Raw genomic sequence first — 25,101 nt, 5'->3', positions numbered from 1 at the left:
GTCGGGTGCGGACGGCCCGCGGGATCGATCAGCACGCCAGGATGCCGAGCACGATCACATCGTCCGCGCGCAAGGGAAAATCCCGGTCCTGGCGCGCGCAATGCTCGCCGTCGGCGCGCAGCACGTGGATGTCGACGTATTCCTCTTCGCCGCTGACCAAGTCGCGGTGAATGAAATAGCGGCCGTCGTGCTGGTTCGATTCGATGAGTTCGACCGCGTATTCGGCCTGATACGCCGCCAGCGCCTCGCCGAGGGTGGCGGCCTGCACCGACAGGCCTTCGTCGGGCACGCCCGGCCAGCCGATGCGATGTTTGGGGCCCTGGATCATCGGCATGCGATCACTGTCCTTGTGCTGCGCCGCCGCTCAGGCGCGCTCGGCCAGCACCATATACGCCGCCAGCAGTCCCAGCAACGGAATCATGTTCAAGACCAGCGCCGGCACCGCCAGCGAGCGACGCTCGCCGCGGAACAGCGCGGTCATCGCCAGCAGACTGCCGAACAGCCAGCTGGCGGCGCTGTACATGATGGCCTTGCCGGTGCAGTGCAGGCTCCAGTTGCCGCACTGGTTTTCCGGGGTCAGCCCGAACACCACCAGCCACGCCAACGCCGGCCCGAGCAGCAGCGCGAACCAGGCCAGCGCGCCGAACAGGCGGCCGGCGGAATCGGCCGCGGATTTGCGTCGGATGGTGTCGGTTTCAACGGCCATGGCCATGGTCCTCGCCGTGAGGTCGATCCGGGCAGTGTGGGGCGGAAGTGCCGCGTCCTTTCATCTTGATCTCCTGATCGCGGGGCGATGCCCGCACGATGCCGCATTAAGCCGCATGACTGCGTGATTATGCCGTCGAATGGGCATCGATCGGATGAGTCGAAAAAGAAACGCCGCCTTGCGGGCGGCGTTGTGTCGTCTCTAAGCGAAGCGGGCTTGCGGCATTCGGCCTCGCGGGACGGGCGCGGCGAACCGCGCGCCTATCAGACTTCCAGCGTAGCCAGATCGCCCTTCGTTTCCAGCCAGTTCTTGCGGTCGCCGGCGCGCTTCTTGGCCAGCAGCATGTCCATCAGCGAATGCGTTTGCGCGTTGTCGTCGATGGTCAGCTGAACCAGACGGCGGGTGTCGGGGTGGATGGTCGACTCGCGCAGCTGCGAGGCGTTCATCTCGCCCAGGCCCTTGAAGCGGGTGACGTTGATCGCGCCGCTCAGGCCCTTCTTGCGATCACCTTTCTCGCGCTCGATCTTCTCCAGCAGGATGCGCTTTTCCTCTTCGTCCAGCGCGTAGAACACGGTCTTGCCCACGTCCACGCGGAACAGCGGCGGCATCGCCACGAAGATGTGCCCGGCCGCGACCAGCGCCGGGAAATGGCGCAGGAACAAGGCGCTGAGCAAGGTCGCGATATGCAGGCCGTCGGAGTCGGCGTCGGCCAGGATCACCACCTTGCCGTAGCGCAGGCCGGCGATGTCTTCCTTGCCCGGATCGCAGCCGATCGCCACGGCCAGATCGTGCACTTCCTGCGAACCCAGCACGCTGCCGGAAGCGACTTCCCAGGTGTTGAGGATCTTGCCGCGCAGCGGCAGGATCGCCTGGAAGTCCTTGTCGCGGGCCTGGCGCGCGCTGCCGCCGGCCGAGTCGCCTTCCACCAGGAACAGCTCGGTGCGCGACAGGTCCTGCGAGGAGCAGTCGGCGAGCTTGCCGGGAAGGGCCGGGCCCTGGGTGATCTTCTTGCGGGTGATCTGCTTTTCGGTCTTCAGGCGCGCGGCGGCGCGCTCGATCGCCAGTTGGGCGATCTTCTCGCCCAGTTCGGTGTGCTGGTTGAGCCACAGCGAGAACGCATCGTGCGCGGCGCCTTCGACGAAGCCGGCGGCCTGGCGCGAGGACAGGCGTTCCTTGGTCTGACCGCTGAACTGCGGATCGGTCATCTTGACGCTGAGCACGAAGGCGACCCGGTCCCACACGTCTTCCGGCGCCAGCTTGACGCCGCGCGGCAGCAGGTTGCGGAAGTCGCAGAACTCGCGCAGCGCGTCGGTGAAACCGGTGCGCAGGCCGTTGACGTGGGTGCCGTGCTGGGCGGTGGGAATCAGGTTGACGTAGCTTTCCTGCGTCAGCTCGCCGTCGGGCACCCAGGCCACGGCCCAGTCGGCGACTTCGTTTTCCTTCTTGAGCTGACCGACGAACAGGTCCGGCGGCAGCAGCTCGCGCTGCGGCTGGCCCTCGCGCAGTTCGCTGGACAGGTAGTCGCGCAGGCCGTCCTCGTAATACCACTCCGAACGCTCGCCGCTGGCCTCGTCGAACAGCTTGACGTTGAGGCCGGGGCACAGCACCGCCTTGGCGCGCAGCACGTGCTTGATCGAGCGCAGGTTGAACTTGTTGGTGTCGAAATACTTCGGGTCGGGCCAGAAGCGCACGCGGGTGCCGGTGTTCTTCTTGCCGACGCTGCCGACCACTTCCAACGGGGTGGCGCGGTCGCCGTTGTTGAAGGTCATGCGGTATTCGTTGCCGTCGCGCTTGATGTGCACTTCGACCAGCTTGGACAGCGCGTTGACCACGCTGACGCCGACGCCGTGCAAGCCGCCGGAGAAGGTGTAGTTCTTGTTGCTGAACTTACCGCCGGCGTGCAGGCGGGTCAGGATCAGCTCCACGCCGGGGACTTTTTCCTCCGGATGGATGTCCACCGGCATGCCGCGGCCGTCGTCGGAGACCTCGCAGCTGCCGTCGGCGTGCAGGATCACCTCGATGCTGCGCGCGTGCCCGGCCAGGGCTTCGTCCACCGAGTTGTCGATGACTTCCTGGGCCAGGTGGTTCGGCCGGCTGGTGTCGGTGTACATGCCCGGGCGGCGTTTGACCGGGTCCAGTCCGGAGAGGACTTCAATGTCGGCGGCGTTATAGCGACTGCTCATTAACTGTTGGGCGTGGCCGTGGTGTTCGGAGCGGCGAGGATGAAGACGGCGGGCAGGGTGGTCAAGCCGGGCGTGGTTAAAACCGGGTGAACGGTCGAGCGAGAAGCTTGGCGGGTCGAGGTCTCGCGGGGTGAGACGGGTTCGCGGCGGTGCGCGGCCGGGGCCGGTCGGGCGGGTTTCGGGGGAGCGGTGGCCAAGGATCGGCCGCGGCTGCGCGAATCGGATCTGCGCGGGATTGAGCCGGCACCGGCGCAACCCCATATTCTGGTTCGATCCGGCGGCGTTCGCGCCGCTCCGGCGGTCGTTCAGGTCCGAGCGAGGGTGCCGGGGCTAGGGTTCGCGGCGTCGCAGTACCGACGCGGCGCGCCACCCGCGACGCCGGACGCCACCGATGCCAGCCATGGCCGCTCGATGCCGGCTCCCACACGTTTCAGGAGGTCAAGTCATGAAGATCCGCAAGCTGCTGCTCCCCGCCGTCATCGCCGCCGCCCTGACCGTGCTGATCGCGCCCGCCGCGTTCGCCCAGCAGGACCCACAGGCCGACAAGAAGGCCGAAGACGCCAAGAAGGCCGAGGACGCGAAGAAAGCCGAAGCCAAGAAGAAGGCCGACGCCGAGAAGAAGAAGTCCGGCGACCGCGGCGTCGAGCCCGAGGAAGAAGGCGACAAGTAATCGCGCGACCGCGCAAGCGGCTCCGTCCAGGAAAACGCCCCGGCTCGCCGGGGCGTTTTTCGTTGCGGGACACGGCGAGCGGCGCAGTGGTGCGGCCTGGGGCGGCCCGCGTGGGTGTTTCGCCCGGCCCCGGTAGCCGGCGGCGGAACCGCGGGTAGCGTTATCGGCTACCTCGCACGTGGCCGCGGGCGTTTGCGCATGCCGCTGTCGCGGGCGGCCTAGGATCGCTCGAAGCGGCGCGCGAGCGCCCGGTCGGGGCGAAGCCCAGGGAGTGGCGGATGAAACGATTGCTGTTGAATCTGGTGCGGGTCGCAGCCGGCCTGTGCCTGCAGATGCTCGGCTTGTGGGTTTCATTGGGCATTGCGCCCTTCAACGACGAAGCTCCAGGCCCGTTTTCGCTTTTGGCCTTCAGCGCGATCATGGCGGCGACCGGGGCCGTCGCCGGCCTGGTGGCACGTCGGTACCTGTTGGTGCCGGCCTTGTTGTTGCTGTGGTTTGCGTGGGTGGTGTTCATCGGCATGGACCTGTTGTCCGAGATGACGCGCGGCGATGCGACTTACGTGGACGGATTGGTCGATCGCTGGCCGATGATCATCGCGTCCAGCGCCGCATTGGCCGCGGGCATCGAGCTGGGCTACTTTGGCGCCAGGCGGCTGTGGCCGGCCGCGGTGACGGCCGCCTGAGCAGTCGCGCCGATCAGGAGAATGCAACGATGGCCGTTCGCATCGTCAGACTGGGAACCCCGCGCGCGCAGGGCGAAGGCACCCGCATCGGCACCGTGCGGCGGCCGCCGCGCGGGGTGCCCAAGAGCGAATTCGCTACGCAGGACTGGTACGACGTGTGGTTTCCGAATCTCGCCCCCAGCCTGGAAACCATGAAACAGGCCCAGGCCGCGCAGACGCCGGCGCAGTGGAACGCGTTCGTGCGCAAGTACAAGGCGGAGATGGCCGTGCCCGACGCCAGCCACGCGATCGAACTGCTGGCGAGGTTGTCGCATCACAGCGACTTTTCGGTCGGCTGTTATTGCGAGGACGAATCGCATTGCCATCGATCGATTTTGCGCGAGCTGCTGGTCGCGCGCGGGCTATAGTCGAGTGACCCACGGCGAAACAACGCCTCGACGGCATGCAACGGAGACGGTCGCTTGAGTTCCACTTGCGGAAGCAGCGCGGAAATAGCCGCGAATGCCGAATCGGCCGCGCACTACGTGGCGACGCATCCTGGGCTCGCAGTGTTCGTCATCGCCGTGGCGGCGCTCGCCGCCTGGCGATCGCGTTCGGCGCGAAGCGCGTGGCAACTGGCGTGGATGGCGGTGTTTTTCTGGGGCGCTGCGGTTTGCGCCGCGTATGTCGGCACGCGCGTGTTTTTGAACACGATGTTCGGCAGCGGCGACTGCATCGGCATGCCTTGGCTGATGATGGCCCCGGCGATCGTGCTGGCCGCGCTGGCGGTGGCCCTGGTGTTGGGACTGGGATTGTGGATCGGCTTCGTTCCGGTGATCCGCCATGCCCGCCGGAGCCGTCTGGCCGGCCAGGCCCGGCGCGGCCCAGGCCCGTAAGCCTGCGCGGCCCCGAATCGCGGCGAGGAGCGCTGGTTTGATGCGTGGCCAAATCCGTCGAGTCCGCGCAAAGCCGCGTCCGGCAAGCCTTTCGCCCTCCTGATCCGGGTCGGGGCGGCTGTCAAGCAGTCGCGGCTTCACGTCCAAGCCTGTAAACTGCGGCTTTCCAGCGGCAGCAAAATCCATGACTCCCCTGATTTTCGTCACCGGCGGCGTGGTGTCCTCCTTGGGTAAGGGCATCGCAGCGGCCTCGTTGGCGGCCATCCTCGAAGCGCGCGGCCTGCGCGTGACGATGATGAAGCTCGACCCCTACATCAACGTGGACCCGGGCACCATGAGCCCGTTCCAGCACGGCGAGGTCTACGTCACCGACGACGGCGCCGAGACCGACCTGGATCTGGGCCACTACGAGCGCTATCTGCGCACGCGGCTGAGCCGCAAGAACTCGATCACCACCGGCCGCATCTACGAGAACGTGATCCGCAAGGAACGCCGCGGCGATTACCTCGGCGGCACCGTGCAGGTGATCCCGCACATCACCGACGAGATCAAGCGCTGCATCGTGGAGGCCACCGAAGGCTTCGACGTGGCCCTGGTCGAGGTCGGCGGCACGGTCGGCGACATCGAGTCGCTGCCGTTCCTGGAGGCGATCCGCCAGCTGCGCACCGAGCGCGGCCCCGAGCACGCCTTGTTCATGCACCTCACCCTGGTGCCGTTCATCGCCGCGGCCGGCGAGCTCAAGACCAAGCCGACCCAGCACTCGGTGAAGGAACTGCGCTCCATCGGTATCCAACCTGATGTGCTGCTGTGCCGCAGCGAACAGCCGCTGCCCGACAGCGACCGCCGCAAGATCGCCTTGTTCACCAACGTCCCGGAAAAAGCGGTCATTTCCGCGGTCGATCTGGACAACATCTACAAGCTGCCGCAGTGGTTCCACGAGCAGGGCCTGGACGCCATCGTCCTCGACCGCCTGCGCCTGCAGCCCGGTCCGGCCAATCTGGTGGAGTGGAACGAAGTCGTCGATGCCTCCGAGCATCCGGTCGATGAAGTCACCATCGCCGTGGTCGGCAAGTACATCGACCATCAGGACGCGTACAAGTCGCTGTCCGAAGCGCTCAAGCACGGCGGCCTGCGCCAGCGCACCAAGGTCAAGCTGAAGTGGCTCGAATCCAGCGAGATCGAGCGCGACGGCGTGGAATCGCTCAAGGGCGTGGACGGCATCCTGGTGCCGGGCGGCTTCGGCGATCGCGGCTTCGAAGGCAAGGTCGCCACCGCCCGCTATGCGCGCGAAAACAACGTCCCGTACTTCGGCATCTGCTACGGCATGCAGGCGGCGGTGGTCGATTACGCGCGCCACGTGGTCGGTCTGGAAAACGCCAACAGCAGCGAGAACGACAAGCACAGCCCGCACCCGGTGATCGGCCTGATCACCGAATGGCGCACCGCCACCGGCGAAGTCGAGCGCCGCAACGAGGCCAGCGACCTGGGTGGCACCATGCGCCTGGGCCTGCAGGATCAGCGCATCAAGCCCGGCACGCTGGCGCGCGAGTTGTACGGCAAGGACGTGGTCGGCGAGCGTCACCGCCACCGCTACGAGTTCAACAACCGCTACCGCACCCAGCTGGAAGACGCGGGCCTGGTGATCGCGGCCAAGTCGATGGACGACCTGCTGGTCGAGATGATCGAACTGCCGCGCAACCAGCACCCGTGGTACCTGGCCTGCCAGGCGCATCCGGAATTCCTGTCCACGCCGCGCGACGGCCACCCGTTGTTCATCGGCTTCGTGCGCGCCGCGCGCGAGGCCAAGGCCGGCGGCAAGCTGTTGCGCGAGGTCAAGGCTTGAATCCAGCGCCGCCCGTTGCGGCGCAGTCCGCGCAGGCCGTCCCCGCGATGGGCCGGCCCGCGCGCCAGGATGTGCGCGGCGCCGGCAAGCGGTCGCCGGTCGCCGCGTTTTGCGACAACGCTCGATGAGCGCCGCCGCGCTTGCGCTCAAGCCCGGCCGCATCCATGTGATGGCGATACCCCGCGCAGGCTCGGCCGCGCACTCATGAACCTAGGAAGCAAGCGATGAAACTCTGCGGCTTTGACGTCGGTCTCGACCAGCCTTTCTTCCTGATCGCCGGCCCCTGCGTGATCGAGTCGATGCAATTGCAGCTCGACGTCGCCGGCCAGCTCAAGGAAATCACGTCCTCGCTCGGCATTCCCTTCATCTTCAAGTCCAGCTTCGACAAGGCCAACCGCACCTCGGCGACCAGCTTCCGCGGCCCGGGCGTGGAAGAGGGGCTCAAGGTGCTGGCCGAGGTCAAGCGCCAGATCGGCGTGCCGGTGCTGACCGACGTGCACGAGTACACGCCGCTGGGCGAAGTCGCCTCGGTGGTGGACGTGCTGCAGACGCCGGCGTTCCTCTGCCGGCAGACCGATTTCATCCAGAACGTGGCGCGCGCCGGCAAGCCGGTGAACATCAAGAAGGGCCAGTTCCTTTCGCCCTGGGAGATGAAGCACGTCACCGCCAAGGCCCAGGCCGTCGGCAACCAGCAGATCATGGCCTGCGAGCGCGGCGCCAGCTTCGGCTACAACAATCTGGTCAGCGACATGCGCTCGCTGTCGGTGATGCGCGACACCGGCTGCCCGGTGGTGTTCGACGCGACCCATTCGGTGCAGCTGCCCGGCGGCATGGACGGCAAGTCCGGCGGCCAGCGCGAGTTCGTGCCGGTGCTGGCGCGCGCGGCGATCGCGGTCGGCGTCTCCGGCGTGTTCATGGAAACCCACCCGCGCCCCGAGGAAGCCCTGTCCGACGGCCCCAACGCGGTGCCGCTGCCGAAGATGCGCGGCCTGCTCGAGACCCTGGTCGAGCTGGACCGGATCACGAAGAAGAACGGGTTCCTGGAACAGGATTTCTGATGCCGGCCGCAGCGCGGTCCGTTCCCGCAATTTCGCCCGCGGCGCCGATCCGGCCGGCCGCGGGCCCGCTTTGCCCCGACGTCCCATCGCCGCCGACCGGCGCCGCAGTTTCGCGCGGCCCGCGCCCGGCGCGGCCGCTTCTCGGCTATCGTTCGTCCCGACCCTTTCCCCACTGAACCCGACCGCCCTCACATGAGCACGATCACCCAGATCCACGCCCGCGAAATCCTCGACAGCCGAGGCAACCCGACCCTGGAAGCCGAGGTCACCCTGGCCGACGGCAGCTTTGGCCGCGCGCTGGTCCCCTCCGGCGCCTCCACCGGCAGCAAGGAAGCCGTGGAACTGCGCGACGGCGACAAGACCCGCTACCTCGGCAAGGGCGTGCGCAAGGCGGTGGAGAACGTCAACACCACCATCGCCCAGGCCGTGAAGGGCCTGGACGCGACCGATCAGGCCGGCCTGGACCGTCGCATGATCGATCTGGACGGCACCGAGAACAAAGGCCGCCTGGGCGCCAACGCGCTGCTCGGGGTTTCGCTGGCCAACGCCCATGCGGTGGCCGCATCGAAGAAGCTGCCGCTGTGGAAGTACCTGGCCGGCGACCGTCAGGCCGTGCTGCCGGTGCCGATGATGAACATCATCAACGGCGGCGCGCATGCCGATAACAATGTCGATCTGCAGGAATTCATGATCCTGCCGGTCGGCGTGCCGAACTTCGCCGAGGCGCTGCGCGCCGGCGCCGAGGTGTTCCATGCGTTGAAGTCGGTGCTCAAGGGCCGCGGCCTGAGCACGGCGGTCGGCGACGAAGGCGGCTTCGCGCCGGACCTGCGCAGCAACGAAGAAGCGCTGGAAACCATCCTGGAAGCGATCGGCAAGGCCGGCTACAAGGCCGGCGAAGACATCCTGCTGGGCCTGGACGTGGCCTCCACCGAGTTCTTCGATAACGGCAAGTACCACCTGGTCGGCGAAGGCAAGCGCCTGACCAGCGAGCAGTTCGTCGATTTCCTCGCCAACTGGGCCGCGCAGTACCCGATCGTCACCATCGAAGACGGCATGGCCGAAGACGATTGGAACGGCTGGAAGCTGCTCACCGACAAGATCGGCAACAAGGTGCAGCTGGTCGGCGACGATCTGTTCGTGACCAACCCGAAGATCTTCGCCGAAGGCATCGACAAGAACGTGGCTAACGCGATCCTGATCAAGGTCAACCAGATCGGCACGCTGACCGAAACCCTGGAAGCCATCGCCATGGCCGATCGCGCCAAGTACGCGGCGGTGATCTCGCATCGCTCGGGCGAAACCGAGGACACCACCATCGCCGACCTCTCCGTCGCCACCACCGCGACCCAGATCAAGACCGGCTCGCTGTGCCGCAGCGATCGCGTGGCCAAGTACAACCAGCTGCTGCGCATCGAAGAAGCCCTGGGCGCGGCGGCCAAGTACGCCGGCCGCGACGCGTTCGTGTCGCTGCGTCGCTGAGTCCGGCCCGAACGCAATGGCTTCGATGTCGAGCAAGCGCTGGCTGATCGTGCTGGTACTGGCGTTGCTGGCGCTGCTCGCTTTCCTGCAATACCGCCTGTGGTGGGCCGGCGGCGGCAGCGGCGGCAGCGTCGCCGCGCTGCAGGCCCAGGTCGATGGCCAGACCCGCGAAAACCAGGGCTTGCAGCAACGCAACGACGCCCTGGCCGCGGAAGTGGAAGACCTCAAGTCCGGCGAAGCCGCGGTGGAGGAGCGCGCGCGCAGCGAGCTGGGCATGATCAAGCCCGGCGAGACCTTCTACCGCGTGGTCGAAGCCAAGCCGCAGCAGCCCGGCCCGAACGCCGCCGCCGCGGTCAGCGCGGTGCAGAACGGCGCCGTGCAGGACGATCCGGCCGGCAACGACGGCGCCAGCCTGGAAGAACAGGTGGACGAGCCGCCGACCGAAATTCCGCCGCAAACACCGGAGCCGCAACCCATGCCGGCGCCGGTGCACGAGCGGCCGGGCCGTTGAGGCGGGCGATGGGCGCGAACCATCGTCGCCACGGATCCCTGCGATGATCTGGGCCGTGCTTCCCGCCGCCGGACGCGGCCAACGCTTCGGCGGCGACACGCCCAAGCAATACCTGCACGCCGCCGGCAAACCCTTGATCGAACATGCGTTGAACGCCTTGCTGGCGCATCCGCGCGTGGCCGGCGCGATGGTCGCGCTGTCGGCCAACGACGCTTCGTGGCCGGGCTGGACGCAGTTGCACGGCAAGCCGGTGCTGCGTTGCGTGGGCGGCGGCGAACGCGCCGATTCGGTGCTCGCCGCCTTGCGCGCGCTGCCGGCCGAACTCGACGGCGACACGCTGGTGCTGGTGCACGACGCCGCGCGCCCGAATCTGCGCGGCGAAGACATCGAGCGATTGATCCTCGCCGCCGAAACCGGCGACCAGGGCGCCATCCTCGGCGCGCCGCTGCGCGACACCCTCAAGCGCGCCGGCGAAGGCCGCATCCTGGCCACCGAACCGCGCGACGGCCTGTGGCGCGCGTTCACGCCGCAGGCCTTCCGCCGCGCCGCGCTGACCGCCGCGCTGGCCGATGCCGCCGCCGCCGGCGTCGTGGTCACCGACGAAGCCTCGGCGATGGAACGCGCCGGTTTCCGCCCGCGTCTGGTCGAAGGCCGCGAGGACAATCTGAAAGTCACCACGCCGGCGGATCTGGCGCTGGCGCAGTTCCTGCTGCAATCAGACCGTGAATGAGCCGTTGGGCAGCCTTCGCGAGCTGCCGCGGCTTGTTTTGTGGGAGGGAGCTTTAGCCCCGATGCTTTGCGCTCCGACGCGGTAAACCTGACCGAAAGGCATCGGGGCTAAAGCTCCCTCCCACACTAAAAGCCCGCTTTCGCGGCAATGACGGGCAAAATAGATCCATGAATCGGCGAGCGTCCGGTTTCGATCCGGACAGCTCATCACCGGACTCGGTGGATAAGCCGATTCGCCCGCTTCCGATTTCAACTCGATTTTCTATCTAATTCCTGAGGCAACCATCTCCATGCGCATCGGCCAAGGTTACGACGTGCACGCCTTCGGCGAGGGCGACCACATCATGCTCGGCGGCGTGCGCGTGCCGCACGATCGCGGCGTGCTCGCGCATTCCGACGGCGACGTGGCGCTGCACGCGCTGTGCGATGCGATGCTCGGCGCGCTCGCGCTGGGCGACATCGGCAAGCATTTCCCGCCCAGCGACGAGAGCTGGCGCGGCGCCGACAGCCGCCAGTTCCTGCGCCATTGCAACGCCTTGATCGGCGAGCGCGGCTACAAGCTCGGCAATGCCGATGTCACCGTGATCTGCGAGCGGCCCAAGGTGGGACCGCATGCGCAGGCCATGCGCGAGGCGATGGCGGCCGATCTGGGCGTGCCGGCCGATGCGATCAGCGTCAAGGCCACCACCACCGAGCGACTGGGTTTCACCGGCCGCGGCGAAGGCATCGCGGCGATGGCCGTGTGCCTGTTGGTCCGCGCATGAGCCAGGTTCACGACGATCCGACCGCGGACACCGGCCTGCCGCGCGCGCACGGCGAAGCCGCGCTGCGCGCGCGCATCCGCAGCGCGCCGGAGGATTTCCGCGTCGAGGAACTGCCCGGTTTCGAAGCCAGCGGCAGCGGCGAGCATCTGCTGCTGACCATCGAAAAACGCGGCATGAACACCGCCTTCGCCGCCAAGCGCCTGGCGCAGTGGGCCGGGATCGGCGAGGTCGGCATCGGCTACGCCGGGCTCAAGGACCGCCACGCGGTCACCGTGCAGCGTTTCAGCGTGCATCTGCCCAAGCGCGTCGCGCCGGATCTGGCCGCGCTGGAAAGCGATGAAATGCACGTGCTCGAACACCAATGGCATGCGAAGAAATTGCCGCGCGGCGCGTTGGCCGGCAACCGCTTCGTGCTGCGCTTGCGCGAGGTGGAAGGCGAGCGCGCGGCGATCGATGCGCGCCTGACCCGCATCGCCGAACGCGGCGTGCCGAATTACTTCGGCGAACAACGCTTCGGCCGCGACGGCGACAACGTCGCCAACGCGCTGGCGATGTTCGCCGGCCGGCGCATGCGCCGCGAGCAGCGCAGCCTGCTGTTGTCGGCGGCGCGTTCGGAGTTGTTCAACCGCGTGTTGGCCGCGCGCGTGCGCGACGGCAGTTGGGACGGGTTGCGCGAGGGCGCGCCGTTGCCCGGCGAGGTCTGGTCGCTGGCCGGCAGCCGCAGCGTGTTCGGGCCGGAGCCGTGGAGCGATGCGCTGGCCGCGCGTCTGGCCGGGTTCGACATCCATCCCAGCGGGCCGTTGTGGGGCCGCGGCGAGTTGCGCAGCCTCGATGCGGTGCATGCGCTGGAGCTGGAGGCGATGGCCGGCGATCAGGCCGCGGCCTTGCGCGCCGGGCTGGAAGCGGCGGGCATGGATCAGGAGCGGCGCGCGCTGCGTCTGCGTCCGGACGGGTTGAGCTGGCAGTGGCTCGACGACGGCGCGCTGGAAGTCGCCTTCGTGCTGCCGGCGGGCGCTTACGCCACGGTGGTGCTGGCGGAGTTGGGACAGATCGAGGGCGCGCGTTAGTTCGATGGATTGTTGTGGGAGGGGCTTCAGCCCCGATGTTTTTCTTTCAGGCCCAAGCGGCGATCTGAGCGCAAAGCATCGGGGCTGAAGCCCCTCCCACAAAAGACCTCCAGGCTATGCGGTCGGGCTGCGCATTCGCCGCCAAGCAAGTTCGCAGCGCGCAGTTCGATCGACCGCGCGGTGTCCCGAAACATCCATTAAGCCCCCGACACGCCGCATTCGGACGCCGGAAACGACCGCTTGTCGGATGGTATCGGACGGCACTGGCTCACAGTTTCCGCCGGCGTATAAGCCGAGTTAACAGCGGGCAGGGGCCTGCTGCCGCCCGGCGCCCAGCGCGACCGGGTTTCACGCGTCAGGGAGCCAGCGTCATGAACGCATTGTCGCGTACCGTCGTCCTGTCGTTGTCCATCCTGGGGCTGGCCGCTTGCGCCGGCACCCAGAGCAAATCCACCTACGTCGAACCGGGCATGTCCAATCACCAGATCGCCGGCATGAGCCGCGACGACAGCTATGTCTCCGCGGTCGAGCGTCTGGCGCGAAAGCGCGGGATCGAGGTGATGTGGGTCAACCCGCCGGATCGGCGCAAGCTGATCAGCGAGGCGACGCCGCAATAATCGGCCGATGCTGGCGCCGGCGTTCGCGCCGGCGCCGCTATTCGCAGCGGTTCAACGCCGCCGTTGCGATTTGGCCAGCAACACCACCACCGCTCCGGTGCCGCCTTGCGCAGGCGGCGCGGAGTGGAAGGCGAGGATATCCGCGCGCTGCCGCAGCATCCGATCCACCAGATTCTTCAGCACCGGCGCGCCGCGGCTGTCGAGGTAATCGTTGACGCCGTTGCGGCCCTTGCCGTGGATGATCCGCACGCACCCCAGCCCGTGTTCGCGCGCGTCGTTGAGAAACGCGCGCAGCAAGGCTTCGGCCTCGCGCACCGGGCTGCCGTGCAGATCCAGTTCTTCTTGCGCGGACATCTCGCCGCGGCGCAGCCGGGCGAACACTTTCGGCGGCAGTTCGTCGCGGCGATAACTCAGCGCGTCGCCGGCTTCCAGCAGGCTTTGATCGAGGGCGTGGCGGAATTCGTCGCGCGCCAGCGCTTCGTCGCGTTCGGCCATGCGCGGCAACGGCCGCGGCTTGGGCGCGGCCGGCGGCGGCGCGGCGTCGGGCAGGCGGCGCACCTCGCCGATCGCGGCGCGGAACAGGGCCGCGTCGTCGTCGCCGTCGGTGTCTTCGTCGGGGCGGTCGGGCAGGGGCGTCATCGGCACAGGATAATCGCCGCGCGGCGCATGCGCGGGCGGCATCGCCGGAATCGCGCGCCGGCGGCGCGGCGTCCGCGAATAAAAGCCCCGGCCCTTCCATGGGAACTGCGACCCGTCGGTATCGGGCCTGCACCGGGGAAACAGGTGATAGGAACGGTGCTCCGCCGCGAAGTCCCCTCGCGCCGTGCGTCGCGCATGCATCGGCGGGCGCCGTGAGCGAAGTGGACCACGCGCGGCGGCGGGCGCGAGGCGGCGACTGTCAAAACTGACAGGCCGGGCGAGGCGGCCGGGCGGGCGGGATCTCGCCCGCGATCGGCGCGCGGCGAGGCGGCGAACCCGCGAACCCGCGAGGAATCGGCCGTGGCAGTGGATCGAGGGCCGCGCTGGGCGGTGTCGCGGGCCGCGAGCGAATCGGCCGATTAAGTAAAGTCGCCGCGCGTCATCGCGGCACGGATGCGCGGTCCGCCCCTCGCCATCCCCGCCGATGCGAACCTCAGCGCTCCGCGCGCATCACAGCACGATCAAGCCCATCGCCACTGCGCGCGCGCAAGCCGCGCGCCGGCCCTTGACGCCGAGCTTGCGCGAGACCTGCTGCAGATGAAAATTCACCGTGCGCTCGCTGATGCGCAGGATCATCGAGATTTCCCACGAGGTCTTGCCGATCGCCGACCAGCGCAGCACCTCGCATTCGCGCGCGCTCAGCCGCGGCGCGCCGACCGGACGGCGCAGCAGCCGATCCATCGCCGCATGCATGCAGCTGACGAAATACACCGACTCGCCGAGCACCGGCAGAAGCTCGCGCGGGTCCAGCCGCGACTGCAGGGTGAAGGTGGTGAACGCCCATTGCGTGCCCGGCGACCAGCTCGGCACGGTGATGCCGCCGTGCAGGCCGAATTCGCCGGCCTGCACCAGGGTCTTGCGCGTGCGCAGCGCCAGCGCGATGCGCGGCGCCTCGTAACTGGTGTGACCGCGCGAATTCCACGCCACCGCCGGAAAGCCTTCGCGCGACAGCACGATGCGCGGATCGGTCTGCTCCGAATGCGGCGTGGCCAGGCGCGGATAGGTCTTCGACCAATCGCTGTCGAAATCTTCGAAAAACACGAAGTCGCCGCCGTCGCCGAGCGGCTCGCGCAGCTTGGTCGCGTAACCGTGGTGCTGGAACCCGGCCGCCCGCGTATAGGCGGTGGTGGCCGCTTTGACTTCCTCCAGCGTACCGGCGCGCATCACCCGATCGATATGATCCCAATACTCCATGCCGTACCTGTATACCTGCGTCCCGGCGGGCCGTGGACATCATACGCCGGCCGCCGCGGGCCGCGGCGCGGGAAGGCGGTCGCCCTATCGGGTATCATTCGGGCTCTGATTGCCAGCCTTTTTCTCAGCGGAGCCTCATGCGCGTATTGGTCAGCAACGACGACGGCGTCGACGCGCCCGGCATCCGTATCCTCGCCCAGGGGCTGCGCGAGGCCGGTCACGAAGTGCTGGTGGTCGCTCCCGATCGCGATCGTTCCGGCGCGAGCAATTCGCTGACGCTGGACATGCCGGTGCGGGTGAATCAGCTCGACGAGCGCACCTGGCGCGTCTACGGCACGCCCACCGACTGCGTGCACGTGGCCTTGGCCGGCATGCTGAAGCTGGAGCCGGACATCGTGGTGTCCGGGATCAACAACACCGCCAACATGGGCGACGACGTCATCTATTCGGGCACCGTCGCCGCGGCGATGGAAGGCCGGTTCCTGGGCCTGCCGGCGGTGGCGATGTCGCTGGTCACCGCCGATCACCACGGCCATCACTACGAAACCGCCGCGCGCGCCGCGGTCGAGATCATCGCCCGCCTGCGCACCGACCCGCTGCCGGCCGACACCATCCTCAACGTCAACGTGCCCGATCTGCCCTGGTCGCAGGTCGCCGGTTTCGAAGTCACCCGCCTGGGCAACCGCCATCGCGCCGAGGCCTGCATCGAGCAGAAAGACCCGCGCGGCCGTCAGTGGTGGTGGATCGGTCCGGCCGGCGCCGAGGCCGACGCCGGCCCGGGCACGGATTTCCAGGCCGTGCGCACCGGCAATATCTCGATCACCCCGATCCACGTCGATCTGACCCGCTATCAGGCGCTGGAACAGGTCGCCAGCTGGGTCGGCGGCCTGGCCGCGGCGCTGGACGCGCCGGCGGCCGACGCCTCGGCGGAGCGCGGGGCATGATCCAGCGCATGCGCCTGCAGCCCGAAGCCATCGGCAGCGGCCTGACCTCGCAGCGCGTGCGCGACCGCCTGGTCGAGCGCCTGCGCGAGGCCGGCATCCGCGACGAACGCGTGCTCAACGCCATCCGCACCGTGCCGCGCCATCTGTTCGTCGATGAAGCCCTGGCGATGCGCGCCTATGAAGACACCGCGCTGCCGATCGGCCACGGCCAGACCATTTCCCAGCCGTGGGTGGTGGCGAAGATGACCGAGGCGCTGTTCGAGGACGGCGTGCCGGCCAAGGTGCTGGAGATCGGCACCGGCTCGGGCTATCAGGCCGCGATCCTGGCCGCGCTCGGGCTGGAAGTGCACACCGTCGAGCGCATCGGCGAGTTGCTGCGCACCGCGCGCAAACGCTTCCGCCAGCTCGGCCTGAACGTGCGCAGCAAGCACGACGACGGCCGCATCGGCTGGCCCGAGAACGGCCCCTTCGATGCGATCATCGTCACCGCCGCCGCGCCGGCGCTGGTCGATGCGCTCACCGATCAGCTCGCCGTCAACGGCACCCTGATCGCGCCGGTCGGCGCATCGTCCTCGCAGTCGCTGCTCAAGCTGCGCAAGGACGCCGACGGCAACATCGTCCAACACACGCTCGCGCCGGTGGTCTTCGTGCCGCTGCTGTCGGGCATGATCGACTGACCCCCCGCAGCCGACAGGAATTCCCCCTTTGAAGATTTTCGGCCCGCTCTACGAGCGCACCATCACCTGGGCCCGGCACCGGCACGCGCCGGCGTACCTGACCGGCCTGAGCTTCATCGAGGCGATCATCTTCCCGGTGATGCCCGAGGTGATGCTGGCGCCGATGTCGGTGGCGCAGCCGCGGCGCGCGTTCTGGTTCGCCACCTTGAGCCTGATGGGCTCGATGGTCGGCGCGCTGGTGGGCTATGCGCTGGGCCATTACGCCTTCGAAGCGCTCAAGCCGATGTTCGCCGCGCTGGGCATGCTGCCGGCGATCGAGTCGGGCATCGCCACCGTGCAGGCCAAGATGGTCGAGTCGCCGTGGGCGGTGTTTTTGTTCCTGGTGCTCGGCGGCTTCATGCCGATTCCGATGAAGGTGTTCACCTGGGCGTCGGGCATCGTCGGCGTGCCTATGTTGCAATACATCCCGAGCATGTTGATCGGCCGCGGCAAGCGCGTGTATCTGCTGGCGCTGGCGATCCGCATCGGCGGCGAACGCGCCGAGCAGGCGCTGCGGCGCTACATCGAGCCGATCGGCTGGTTCGCCACCGCGCTGGTGGTGGCCGCGGTCGCCTGGTTGGTCTGGCGTTCACAGCACTGAGCCGGGCCTGACGCCACACTGGCGCAGGCGGCAACACCCCACCGGCGAACCACCGGACACAACGCGCGCGAGCAGCGGCGCGGCAAGAGGACAGGCATGAGCAAGACGACCCGAACCCCGACCTTGGCGATGGCTTCCTGTGTGCTGGCCTCGCTCGTCCTGATCGGTTGTTCGAGTTCGGTCGTCCGCGAACCCAACCGCGGCGGCGGACGGCCCAGCGCCTCGCGCCCGAGCGGCTCGCGTCCCGCGCCGCCGCCGGCGTCGCGACCCAAGTACGGCGCCACCGTCACCGTCCAGCGCGGCGAAGGCCTGTACCGCATCGCCACCAACAACGGCATCCAGCTGGCCGACCTGGCCGCCTGGAACAACCTGTCGCCGCCTTACAACCTGTATCCCGGCCAGCGTCTGCGCCTGTATCCGCAAAGCGGCGGCCGGCCTTCGTCGGGTTCGGTCAGCGGCGGTTCCTCGGTCGCCGGCGGCACCACCGCGCCGCGTCCGAGCACGCCGCCGCCGGCTCCGACCGCGCCGGTCGACAGCGGCATCCGCTGGCGCTGGCCGTCCGACGGCCCGTTGCTGGGCCGTTACCTCGCCAACGAACCGACCAAGCAGGGCATCGACATCGGCGGCGCCAGCGGCGCCCCGGTGCGCGCGGCCGCCGACGGCGTCGTCGTCTATTCGGGCACCGGCCTGGTCGGCTACGGCGAGCTGATCATCGTCAAGCACAACGAACAATGGCTGTCGGCCTACGGCCACAACCGCAAGCGGCTGGTCAACGAAGGCCAGCTGGTCAAGGCCGGCGACCAGATCGCCGAGATGGGCCGCAGCGGCGCGGCGCGCGACATGCTGCACTTCGAGGTGCGCTACAACGCCAAGCCGGTCGATCCGATGTTGTATCTGCCGGCGAAATAATCGCCCCGCGCACTGTCTGAAGGATCAGCATGCCGACACCGCCGGAAGAAATCCGGACCGAGCCGCCGCCGGGCTCGCCCGATGACGGCGAGGATCTTCGATGGGACGGCATCGACGCCACGCCGGGGCAAATCCAGACCCGGCCGCTCGATGCGCGCGACTGCGAGGTGTTGGTCAGCATGCGGTCGGGCGCCAGCGGAATCATCGGTTCCGTGGGCGCGATGGCTGCGATCATCGGGATCGTATTGGCGGTGACCGGGATCTACAGCCTGGACATTCGCGCGATCGCGGCCATCGTTTTTGGCGTCGTCTGCGTCCTGGCCGTGCCGGCGTTCCTGATGTCGAAAGAGGACGCCAGGCTGCGCTCGGACCTGGATACCGGCATCAAGCTGATCATATCCGGCCGCATTGACCGCATGGGTTCCGAAGAGGGCGACGGCCCCGGTTTCGTCACCGTGCTGATCGACGAAACGCCATCGCGGAAGCTCGAGTTTTTCGTGGAAAAGCGCTTGTACCAGTTGGTCAAACCGGAAGACATCGTGCGTATCGCCTACGTTCCGCTCAGCAAGACGGTTCTTCAGCTGAGGGCCGGGCATTGCAGTTACTCCCGGCGCCCGGATCCGAGCAAGGGCGGGGCGAATATGGCGGCGTGAGGGGCGCGGCGGCGCGTTAGGATGGAACCTGTCGAGGCCCGCGCGGCTCGCGAAACAGTCTGAAGGATCAGCATGTCGACATCGCCGGAGCAAACGCAAACCCAGCCGCTGAGCCAGGACGAGATCGGCCGCTTGGATGCGCTCAAGTCCGACGGCGTGCCTACGGCGATAGCGTTCGTCGTGATCACGCTCGTAGCGGTGATGGTGTCGTGGGAGCGTTACGGCGTTTTCTGGACGGTGGTGGCGTTGCTGGCTGGCCTGGCCATGGCCGCGCTGACGGTGCTGGGCAGCTACAGCGCGAGTAAGAACCTGCAGGCCGATATCGATGGCGGCATCAAGCGGCTGGCCGCGGCGAAGGTGATGAAAGTCGTTCATGGCGGCGAGCAGTCCCGCTATCGCATCGAACTGCTGACGCAGGAAACGCCGCCGTGCAAGCTCGAATTCACCCTGGCGGAACGTGAGTTCTTCGAGGTCGAGTACGGCGAGCAAGTCCAGGTCGCCTATGCGCCAGCCAGCAAGACCGTCATCAACGTCGTCGCGGTGGGGTGCGAATACACGATCGGTGCGGAGGATGCGGCCTGGCGGGATGCAGCGGAGCAGAACGGCTCGGACCAGTCGCGTCTGGAACTGCACAGGGCGCAGCGCGATGCGGCGCGCAAGCTGCGGCAGGCGGCGGCGTCCGCGCAACCGGCTGGCGATGCCCCTGACGATGCCGGTGAGCGTCGCCCGCAAGCAGCTGCGAGCATGGACAGCGCGCCGCAGCCGGCAGCGCAGCGCATCACCGAGCCGCTCAGCGCGCACGACCGGGACCGGTTGGCTCCGACGCGAATAGGTGGTTGCCGGATCGTCGTTTTCCTGTGCGTTCTGGGATTGGTTTTCGCGGCGATATGGGCGCTGGCCGGAATGAGCGGTGTCGGCGCTGGAGCGAGCGCGGTGACCGCCGCCATTACTGTGGTCGTTCTCGGCTGGGTGGGTTTCATGCTGGCGAATGAAGACGACAAGGTGCAGGCGGATATCGATGAAGGAATCAAGCTGAGCGTCCGCGGCCGTATCAGCCATATGCGCACCGAGAGTTCCGAAGGCGGCAGCCCGTACTGCGTCATCACAGTGACGACCGACGAGTCGCCGCCGAAGGCGATCGTGTTCCTGGTGGAGAGCCGCTTGTACCATGCGTTGCTGCCGGAGGATGCGGTGCGCATCGTTTACGTTCCGGTGAGCAAGACGATTCTGCATCTTCGGACCGATACGTACAGTTATTCGTTGCGCCAGGAAGAATCGGACTGAGCGCGATCAATGGCGCCGATGCCTGCGTGGCCGTCCGCGGCGACACGTTCGGTATCCGTTCGACGCGTGCCACACCAGTGACATCTGCAATAGCGCGAAACAAACCTATAGCACTGTGAGGCCCAGGCCGTCGTAACTAGCATCGACACGAGACCGTGCGGCGGTCGACTCGATGAGGCGTGCATGAAGTCAGCGATATGGGCGGGTGTGTTGGGCACGACGCTGTCGTTCGCCCCGTCCGGTGCGGTTGCCGCCGAGGCCGCGACGAAAACGCCGGACGAATCCGCGATTCCACCGGAGCGTGCCGTCGAAGTGTTCGCGCTGGCGCGCACGCTGTGCGAACGCGATGCCGGCAAGCTGTGGGGCGCATCGTTGTGCGCACCGATCATGCTGGTGGATCCGAAAACCCGCGGCATCCTCGCCAGCCAGGCGGATGCCGACGGCGCCTTGAAGGCCAGCGGCGCGGTCTTCGTCGGCAGTCTGCCGGCCAAGGACAACGCCGCCAACACCGCGACGCACTGGTCGGGCACGCACTGGACTCAGCTGGTCTGGCCGCTGCCCGAAGATGAAGCGCGGCGTTCGGTACTGATCGCGCACGAACTGTTCCACCGCTTGCATCCGCAGTTGCGCATCGCCGCCGTGGAAGGCGGCGACAATACGCATCTGGATACGTTCGAAGGCCGTTACGCGTTGCAACTGGAATGGCGCGCGCTGGCCGCCGCGTTGCAGGCCGACGATGCCCAGGCCCAGCGCCTGGCCATCGACGATGCGCTGGCATTCCGCGCCGATCGCTATCGGCGTTTCCCCAAGGCCGCGAACGACGAGGCCGCGCTCGAACTCAACGAAGGCCTGGCCGAATACACCGGCGTGATGGTCGGCGAGGCCACGCCGGAGAGGCGTCTGCAGGCCGCGCTGCACGATCTGCGCGTGCATGTCGGCGATCCGAGCTTCGTGCGTTCCTTCGCTTACGCCACCGGTCCAGCTTATGGACTGTTGCTGGATCGCCGTGCGCCGGGGTGGCGCGAACGACTCGCGACGCCTGCGAGTCTGTACGCGCTGCTGTCCGCCACGGTGAGCGCCGATGAGAATGCCGGCACGCAGACCTTGGATCAACGCGCCGCACGTTACGACGGCGCGGCCTTGCGCAAGAGCGAGCAAGCGCGCGAGCTGGCGCGCCAACGCGCGTCCGCGAACAACCTGCGCCGTTTCGTCGACGGCCCGGTGCTGCGTATGCCGTTGCAGCATATGAATATCCAGTTCGATCCGCGCAATCTGCAAGCCCTCGGCGAGCACGGAACGGTCTATCCGAGTCTGCGCATCAGCGACGACTGGGGCACGCTGGAGGTCAGCGAAGGCGCCTTGATGAAACCCGATTGGCGCACGCTGGTTCTGGTGGCGCCGTCGAAGAAGGCCCGCGGCAGCGAGGTGTCGGGAGTCGGCTGGAAGCTGCAGCTCAAGTCCGGCTGGGAGTTGGCGGCCGGCGAGCGGGCAGGCGATCGGGTGTTGAAGCAAGTCGCGAAATAAGCGATTCCCCAGAGCAAGACTTCAGTCTGCGATGCGGGCCATCGCCGCGGACTTGGCTTGGCCGCGTCTGCGCAATGCATCAGCCGGTCTGAATTAAATGTTCGCGGTTTCCGGTGTAACGAATCCGGGCGCGGCGATGAGCGGCGACAGGAAGGCGACAGGTGGCGGCTGTATGTGCGCAGTTCCGATGCAAGTGTGGAACGAGTCATGGCTGTGAGTTGGGATTCGTTTTTATCCCGTAAAAACGCCGGCTTTTCGCGTGGTCGCAGCTTGTCGGCGAAGCAGCCGTGCGATCCGATGCGAATGCCGGCCTTGCCGGGCCCGCATTGCGCAAGAAAACCGGGCCTGTATCTCAGATCGAAATAATCGTCGGCCGAATCGATCGAATGCATGCCGTATTCGAATACTTGTTCGGTAAACCGCGTGCTAGTGTCCGCGCCGCGGTGCGACTGTGGCTGCTGCGAGCGATGTTCTCGCGCGGCGCGCACCTGTACCGATGCGGAATGGAACCGCAATGGAGTACGAGCGGGCCGATGGATCGGCGCATCGACATCACCGGACGAAACCCAGCCCTTGTCTTTGCGCGACTTCGACGTCGCGCAAGCTGGGCTGCGTTTTTCAGAAGTTGAATAAGTTTCGCGTTGATGGTCTCGCATCGGCGTGCACGAGTTTGTTCGCATCGCGCGAGTCGTGCATGCGAGTAAAAACGGAACGCGTACCTAGGGTGATTACTAGGTTTTAAATCCGAATGAACACGGATGAAAGGCCGGCAAAAACCGATGAAAGGTCGGCGAAAAAATTCTGATTCGATGCGTTTGATTCAACACAAGTTACCCGCGCAACAAACGATCGCGTTCGAGTCGTTTGCGCGCATCGCGATGAATGTGATCGGCGCATCGCACGAATACGCAAGCCGCGCGCAGAATTCGGAAATAAAGCTCGATGTCGCTTGACCGTTGCACGCATGCAAGTACAGCTTCGATGCATGCGGCACGAAAGATTTCGCTTCGCCGCCCCGCACACTTCCCCCGCCGCAAGAAGAACGCACATGCTGACCCTGAACCAAGAAGGATGGAGTCTCCCGCTCGGAGATCTAGAACCGATCACCACCTGGAACGCCCGCGCCGACACCAGCCGGCCGCTGAGCGAATTCGAACGCAGCCAGCTTGTCGCCAGGAGCGGCGGCTATTGGATGGTGCTGACCGCGCTGCTGCTAGCCGCCGCCGCCGTGGGCTCGCTGGCATTGCCGTTCGGCTTCGGCGGCGAAGTGGCTTTCGTGGCCGCCGGCCTGGTGTTCATGCTTTCGCTGAATTTTCCGATTGCGGAAAACCGCGGACGTTATGTGCGCGACGACATCGAGCTTGGAGTGAAAGTGCTCGCCAGCGGCCGCGTCGCGTCCATGCGTGTCGCCGGCGGAAAGCTGCGGCCGTATTGCGTCCTTACTTTGATCGGCGATAAAACGCCCGCGAGCACGATCGAGTTCAAGGTGCCGCGCAGTGCGTACACCGCGCTGCAGAAAGACCGCCGGGTCAGCGTCTGGTACGTGCCGGCCAGCGGCATTGTAATGGAGCTGAGCACAGCTTCTTATCGCTATCGCCTGGGCGACTGAGGTTTTGTCGAGCGAGATGCTCTTAGGGGCTGTCAAAGGCGCTGCTTCGTAGCGAGCGCCCGCGTTTTTTTTGCTCGTCATTCCCGCGAAGGCGGGAATCCAGCGACTTCAGACGTTCTCGCACGAAAGTCACTGGATTCCCGCCTTCGCGGGAATGACGGGCAAAAAACGATCTTCGTTGAGCCCATGCGCGAGCCTTACTTGTCGCGCCGGACAGAGGGGCGGCTTCAACCCGTCGACGATTTCCCGGTTGCGGCATCCGGCGGCGACGAAATCATCTTGCCGTGCCCATCGAGGATGACGTACTCGTAGTTGCCGTTGATCAGATTCAACAGCTCAGCTTGGCGCGGCGTATAGGCGATCCGGACGCGATCGCCTTGCGCGACCGCGTGATAACAGGCCGACGGAACCCGGAAGCTCATGGGCGACTGCGGATCGGGATCGCTATCAGGCCTGGGATCGATCGCAATCTCGACACTGTAGTGGGTCCGCCCGGTATCGCTGTCCTCGCTCGCCCGCAGCGCATGCACATAGCCGTCTCGCCAAAGTTTGACGCCGCCGGCCAGATCCGCGCGCAGCGCCTGCTGATTGTGATAGACCGACAACATCACCAACGGCCCGAACAGAAACAGCACGCCGAACTCGAACAGCGACCCGTAGTCGTGCAGCTCCGGCGAGGCGATCACGATCCCCAGGCCAACCGCGACCGCGATCAGCACGCCGATCAACAACAGCCTCGGAGGTATCGTGGAAACTTGCGAACGCAAATAGTCCAGCTCGCGCGAATCCAGCGGCGCGCTGTCGATATCGTCCGTGCTATCGCTTGCGGCCATGCCGAGCCCTCGGTGCAATTCGCGATCATCCGCCGCGATGCACTTTTATAGCGCCGACGCCGTGCTCGCGCCAGTTTGCGCGGCTCGTGGACAAGAAGTCGGAGGGGTCGAGCCGCAGACGCGGACCGGCGCGGCGACTCACGCCCCGAGCACGAACCCCGCGACCACGCGCCGGCCTTCGCCGGCCAGCACGTTGAAGGTGCGCGCGGCGGCGGCGTTGGTCATCGACTCCAGGCCGACGCCGCGGCGCAGGCAGGCGGCCAGGGTCGCGGCCGGCGGGAACGCCTGGGTGGCGCCGCAGCCGAGCACGATCAGCTCCGGCTCCAGCGCGAACAAGGGTTCCAGGTCTTCGATCGTCAGTGAGCGCACCTCGCCCACGGCCCAGTCTTCGACCAGGCGGTTCGGCGCCAGCACGAAACTGCGCTCGATCCGGCGATCGTTCACCAGCGCGGCCTGGCCGTCGGCGCCGCGCAGAAAGAATTCGTGGTCGGGGCGTTCGAGGGTCAGCTGCATGGGGCGGGAATCGGGAATGGGGAATCGGGAATCGATAAAGCCAATTAGAGAGGAGGGGGTAACCGATTCCCTATTCTCGATTCCCCATTCCCGGCTTTATCAGGCGCGCGGCAACACGATCTGCCGCTTTTCCTTGCTCGGCCGGTACAGCACGGCGGTGTGGCCGATGCGCTGGACCAGGGCGGACTCGGTGCGCTGGGCGATCTCAGCGATCAGTGAGTCTCGGACTTCGCGGTCGTCGGCGCCGACCTTCACCTTGATCAGCTCGTGGTGTTCCAGGGCCAGGTCGATTTCGGCGACCAAGGAATCCGTCACCCCCTTACCGCCGACCTGGAGCATCGCTTTGAGGTCGTGGGCCAGTCCGCGCAGGAAGCGGGTCTGGGCGGAGGTCAGCAGGGTCGGCATCTGGTCACACGAACGGAGCGGAAAGGGCGCTC

At 67.0% G+C, this 25,101-nt stretch carries 28 protein-coding genes and 1 pseudogene; 21 read left to right on the top strand and 8 right to left on the bottom strand.

The window, feature by feature from the left end; translation table 11 throughout:
- Positions 1–28 precede the first annotated feature (28 nt).
- The 3 genes from AB4Y92_RS15055 to parE form a co-directional block, all read right to left on the bottom strand.
- Complete coding sequence (locus AB4Y92_RS15055) at positions 29–334, bottom strand: hypothetical protein (RefSeq protein ID WP_441820395.1); 306 nt, start codon at positions 332–334, stop codon at positions 29–31.
- A gap of 30 nt (positions 335–364) precedes the next feature.
- Entirely contained in the window at positions 365–706 is a 342-nt protein-coding gene (locus tag AB4Y92_RS15050; RefSeq protein WP_236465760.1) for a hypothetical protein, read from the bottom strand.
- 263 nt (positions 707–969) lie between these two features.
- Positions 970–2,889: a DNA topoisomerase IV subunit B gene (gene parE, locus AB4Y92_RS15045; RefSeq protein WP_441820394.1), complete on the bottom strand. Its 1,920-nt coding sequence runs from the start codon at positions 2,887–2,889 to the stop codon at positions 970–972.
- A gap of 445 nt (positions 2,890–3,334) precedes the next feature.
- On the opposite strand from parE, the gene AB4Y92_RS15040 reads away from it, so the two are divergent.
- The 12 genes and pseudogenes from AB4Y92_RS15040 (at position 3,335) to AB4Y92_RS14985 (ending at position 13,185) form a co-directional block, all read left to right on the top strand.
- Positions 3,335–3,559, top strand: a complete 225-nt coding sequence (locus tag AB4Y92_RS15040; protein WP_057942171.1) for a hypothetical protein — start codon at positions 3,335–3,337, stop codon at positions 3,557–3,559.
- A 278-nt stretch (positions 3,560–3,837) separates the two neighbouring features.
- Positions 3,838–4,242, top strand: coding sequence for a hypothetical protein (locus AB4Y92_RS15035; protein ID WP_441820393.1), 405 nt, complete (start codon positions 3,838–3,840; stop codon positions 4,240–4,242).
- 29 nt (positions 4,243–4,271) lie between these two features.
- Positions 4,272–4,649, top strand: coding sequence for a DUF488 domain-containing protein (locus tag AB4Y92_RS15030; protein ID WP_441820392.1), 378 nt, complete (start codon positions 4,272–4,274; stop codon positions 4,647–4,649).
- Between the two features lie 54 nt (positions 4,650–4,703).
- Positions 4,704–5,117: a hypothetical protein gene (locus tag AB4Y92_RS15025; protein ID WP_441820391.1), complete on the top strand. Its 414-nt coding sequence runs from the start codon at positions 4,704–4,706 to the stop codon at positions 5,115–5,117.
- Between the two features lie 184 nt (positions 5,118–5,301).
- Complete coding sequence (locus tag AB4Y92_RS15020; protein WP_441820390.1) at positions 5,302–6,960, top strand: CTP synthase; 1,659 nt, start codon at positions 5,302–5,304, stop codon at positions 6,958–6,960.
- Positions 6,961–7,184: 224 nt separating this feature from the next.
- Positions 7,185–8,018, top strand: a complete 834-nt coding sequence (gene kdsA, locus AB4Y92_RS15015) for a 3-deoxy-8-phosphooctulonate synthase (RefSeq protein WP_057942175.1) — start codon at positions 7,185–7,187, stop codon at positions 8,016–8,018.
- A 192-nt stretch (positions 8,019–8,210) separates the two neighbouring features.
- Positions 8,211–9,497, top strand: coding sequence for a phosphopyruvate hydratase (eno, locus tag AB4Y92_RS15010; RefSeq protein WP_441820389.1), 1,287 nt, complete (start codon positions 8,211–8,213; stop codon positions 9,495–9,497).
- Between the two features lie 25 nt (positions 9,498–9,522).
- A pseudogene (ftsB, locus tag AB4Y92_RS15005) lies at positions 9,523–9,900 on the top strand (cell division protein FtsB); the annotation flags it as partial.
- Positions 9,901–10,042: 142 nt separating this feature from the next.
- A complete protein-coding gene (gene ispD, locus AB4Y92_RS15000) occupies positions 10,043–10,738 on the top strand; it encodes a 2-C-methyl-D-erythritol 4-phosphate cytidylyltransferase (protein ID WP_441820421.1) in 696 nt (231 codons plus the stop codon).
- Between the two features lie 289 nt (positions 10,739–11,027).
- Positions 11,028–11,501: a 2-C-methyl-D-erythritol 2,4-cyclodiphosphate synthase gene (gene ispF / locus AB4Y92_RS14995; RefSeq protein WP_441820388.1), complete on the top strand. Its 474-nt coding sequence runs from the start codon at positions 11,028–11,030 to the stop codon at positions 11,499–11,501.
- A complete protein-coding gene (gene truD / locus AB4Y92_RS14990) occupies positions 11,498–12,568 on the top strand; it encodes a tRNA pseudouridine(13) synthase TruD (RefSeq protein ID WP_441820387.1) in 1,071 nt (356 codons plus the stop codon). Before ispF ends, truD begins: the two co-directional genes overlap by 4 nt.
- Before the next feature lie 371 nt (positions 12,569–12,939).
- Positions 12,940–13,185 carry a hypothetical protein gene (locus AB4Y92_RS14985; RefSeq protein ID WP_441820386.1) on the top strand — a complete coding sequence of 82 codons (246 nt, stop codon included), beginning with the start codon at positions 12,940–12,942 and terminating at the stop codon, positions 13,183–13,185.
- A 51-nt stretch (positions 13,186–13,236) separates the two neighbouring features.
- Here the strand turns inward: AB4Y92_RS14985 and AB4Y92_RS14980 are convergent, their stop codons facing one another.
- Both AB4Y92_RS14980 and AB4Y92_RS14975 read right to left on the bottom strand, forming a co-directional pair.
- Entirely contained in the window at positions 13,237–13,824 is a 588-nt protein-coding gene (locus tag AB4Y92_RS14980; RefSeq protein ID WP_441820385.1) for a Smr/MutS family protein, read from the bottom strand.
- A gap of 510 nt (positions 13,825–14,334) precedes the next feature.
- Complete coding sequence (locus AB4Y92_RS14975) at positions 14,335–15,078, bottom strand: helix-turn-helix transcriptional regulator (RefSeq protein ID WP_441820384.1); 744 nt, start codon at positions 15,076–15,078, stop codon at positions 14,335–14,337.
- Between the two features lie 137 nt (positions 15,079–15,215).
- Between AB4Y92_RS14975 and surE the strand changes: the two genes are divergently transcribed.
- The 9 genes from surE (at position 15,216) to AB4Y92_RS14930 (ending at position 23,318) form a co-directional block, all read left to right on the top strand.
- Positions 15,216–16,022, top strand: a complete 807-nt coding sequence (gene surE / locus AB4Y92_RS14970) for a 5'/3'-nucleotidase SurE (RefSeq protein ID WP_441820383.1) — start codon at positions 15,216–15,218, stop codon at positions 16,020–16,022.
- The gene (locus AB4Y92_RS14965) at positions 16,019–16,699 is read left to right on the top strand and encodes a protein-L-isoaspartate(D-aspartate) O-methyltransferase (protein WP_057942183.1); all 681 of its coding nucleotides are present in this window, start codon (positions 16,019–16,021) and stop codon (positions 16,697–16,699) included. Before surE ends, AB4Y92_RS14965 begins: the two co-directional genes overlap by 4 nt.
- Positions 16,700–16,727: 28 nt before the next feature.
- Positions 16,728–17,339: a YqaA family protein gene (locus AB4Y92_RS14960; protein WP_441820382.1), complete on the top strand. Its 612-nt coding sequence runs from the start codon at positions 16,728–16,730 to the stop codon at positions 17,337–17,339.
- 96 nt (positions 17,340–17,435) lie between these two features.
- On the top strand, positions 17,436–18,248 hold the full coding sequence (locus AB4Y92_RS14955) for a peptidoglycan DD-metalloendopeptidase family protein (protein WP_441820381.1): 813 nt from the start codon (positions 17,436–17,438) through the stop codon (positions 18,246–18,248).
- Positions 18,249–18,277: 29 nt separating this feature from the next.
- On the top strand, positions 18,278–18,901 hold the full coding sequence (locus tag AB4Y92_RS14950) for a hypothetical protein (protein WP_441820380.1): 624 nt from the start codon (positions 18,278–18,280) through the stop codon (positions 18,899–18,901).
- A 72-nt stretch (positions 18,902–18,973) separates the two neighbouring features.
- Positions 18,974–20,185, top strand: a complete 1,212-nt coding sequence (locus tag AB4Y92_RS14945) for a hypothetical protein (RefSeq protein ID WP_441820379.1) — start codon at positions 18,974–18,976, stop codon at positions 20,183–20,185.
- Between the two features lie 183 nt (positions 20,186–20,368).
- Positions 20,369–21,709, top strand: a complete 1,341-nt coding sequence (locus AB4Y92_RS14940) for a hypothetical protein (protein WP_441820378.1) — start codon at positions 20,369–20,371, stop codon at positions 21,707–21,709.
- 758 nt (positions 21,710–22,467) lie between these two features.
- Positions 22,468–22,662 carry a hypothetical protein gene (locus AB4Y92_RS14935; protein ID WP_441820377.1) on the top strand — a complete coding sequence of 65 codons (195 nt, stop codon included), beginning with the start codon at positions 22,468–22,470 and terminating at the stop codon, positions 22,660–22,662.
- On the top strand, positions 22,659–23,318 hold the full coding sequence (locus AB4Y92_RS14930) for a hypothetical protein (protein ID WP_441820376.1): 660 nt from the start codon (positions 22,659–22,661) through the stop codon (positions 23,316–23,318). Before AB4Y92_RS14935 ends, AB4Y92_RS14930 begins: the two co-directional genes overlap by 4 nt.
- A gap of 227 nt (positions 23,319–23,545) precedes the next feature.
- Here the strand turns inward: AB4Y92_RS14930 and AB4Y92_RS14925 are convergent, their stop codons facing one another.
- The 3 genes from AB4Y92_RS14925 to yhbY all read right to left on the bottom strand — a co-directional run bounded on the left by AB4Y92_RS14925 (position 23,546) and on the right by yhbY (position 25,069).
- Positions 23,546–24,151, bottom strand: a complete 606-nt coding sequence (locus AB4Y92_RS14925) for a hypothetical protein (RefSeq protein WP_441820375.1) — start codon at positions 24,149–24,151, stop codon at positions 23,546–23,548.
- Between the two features lie 138 nt (positions 24,152–24,289).
- Complete coding sequence (locus AB4Y92_RS14920; RefSeq protein ID WP_441820374.1) at positions 24,290–24,664, bottom strand: Mth938-like domain-containing protein; 375 nt, start codon at positions 24,662–24,664, stop codon at positions 24,290–24,292.
- Positions 24,665–24,763: 99 nt separating this feature from the next.
- Positions 24,764–25,069 (bottom strand): ribosome assembly RNA-binding protein YhbY, encoded by a 306-nt coding sequence (gene yhbY / locus AB4Y92_RS14915; RefSeq protein ID WP_441820373.1) that lies wholly within the window; start codon positions 25,067–25,069, stop codon positions 24,764–24,766.
- Positions 25,070–25,101 lie beyond the last annotated feature (32 nt).

The sequence above is a fragment of the Lysobacter sp. TAB13 genome, from assembly GCF_052113885.1.
GTDB classification, from domain to species: domain Bacteria; phylum Pseudomonadota; class Gammaproteobacteria; order Xanthomonadales; family Xanthomonadaceae; genus Lysobacter; species Lysobacter gummosus.
Note: the sequence above shows the minus strand (reverse complement) of the source record. Positions and strands in the feature narration are given on the sequence as shown.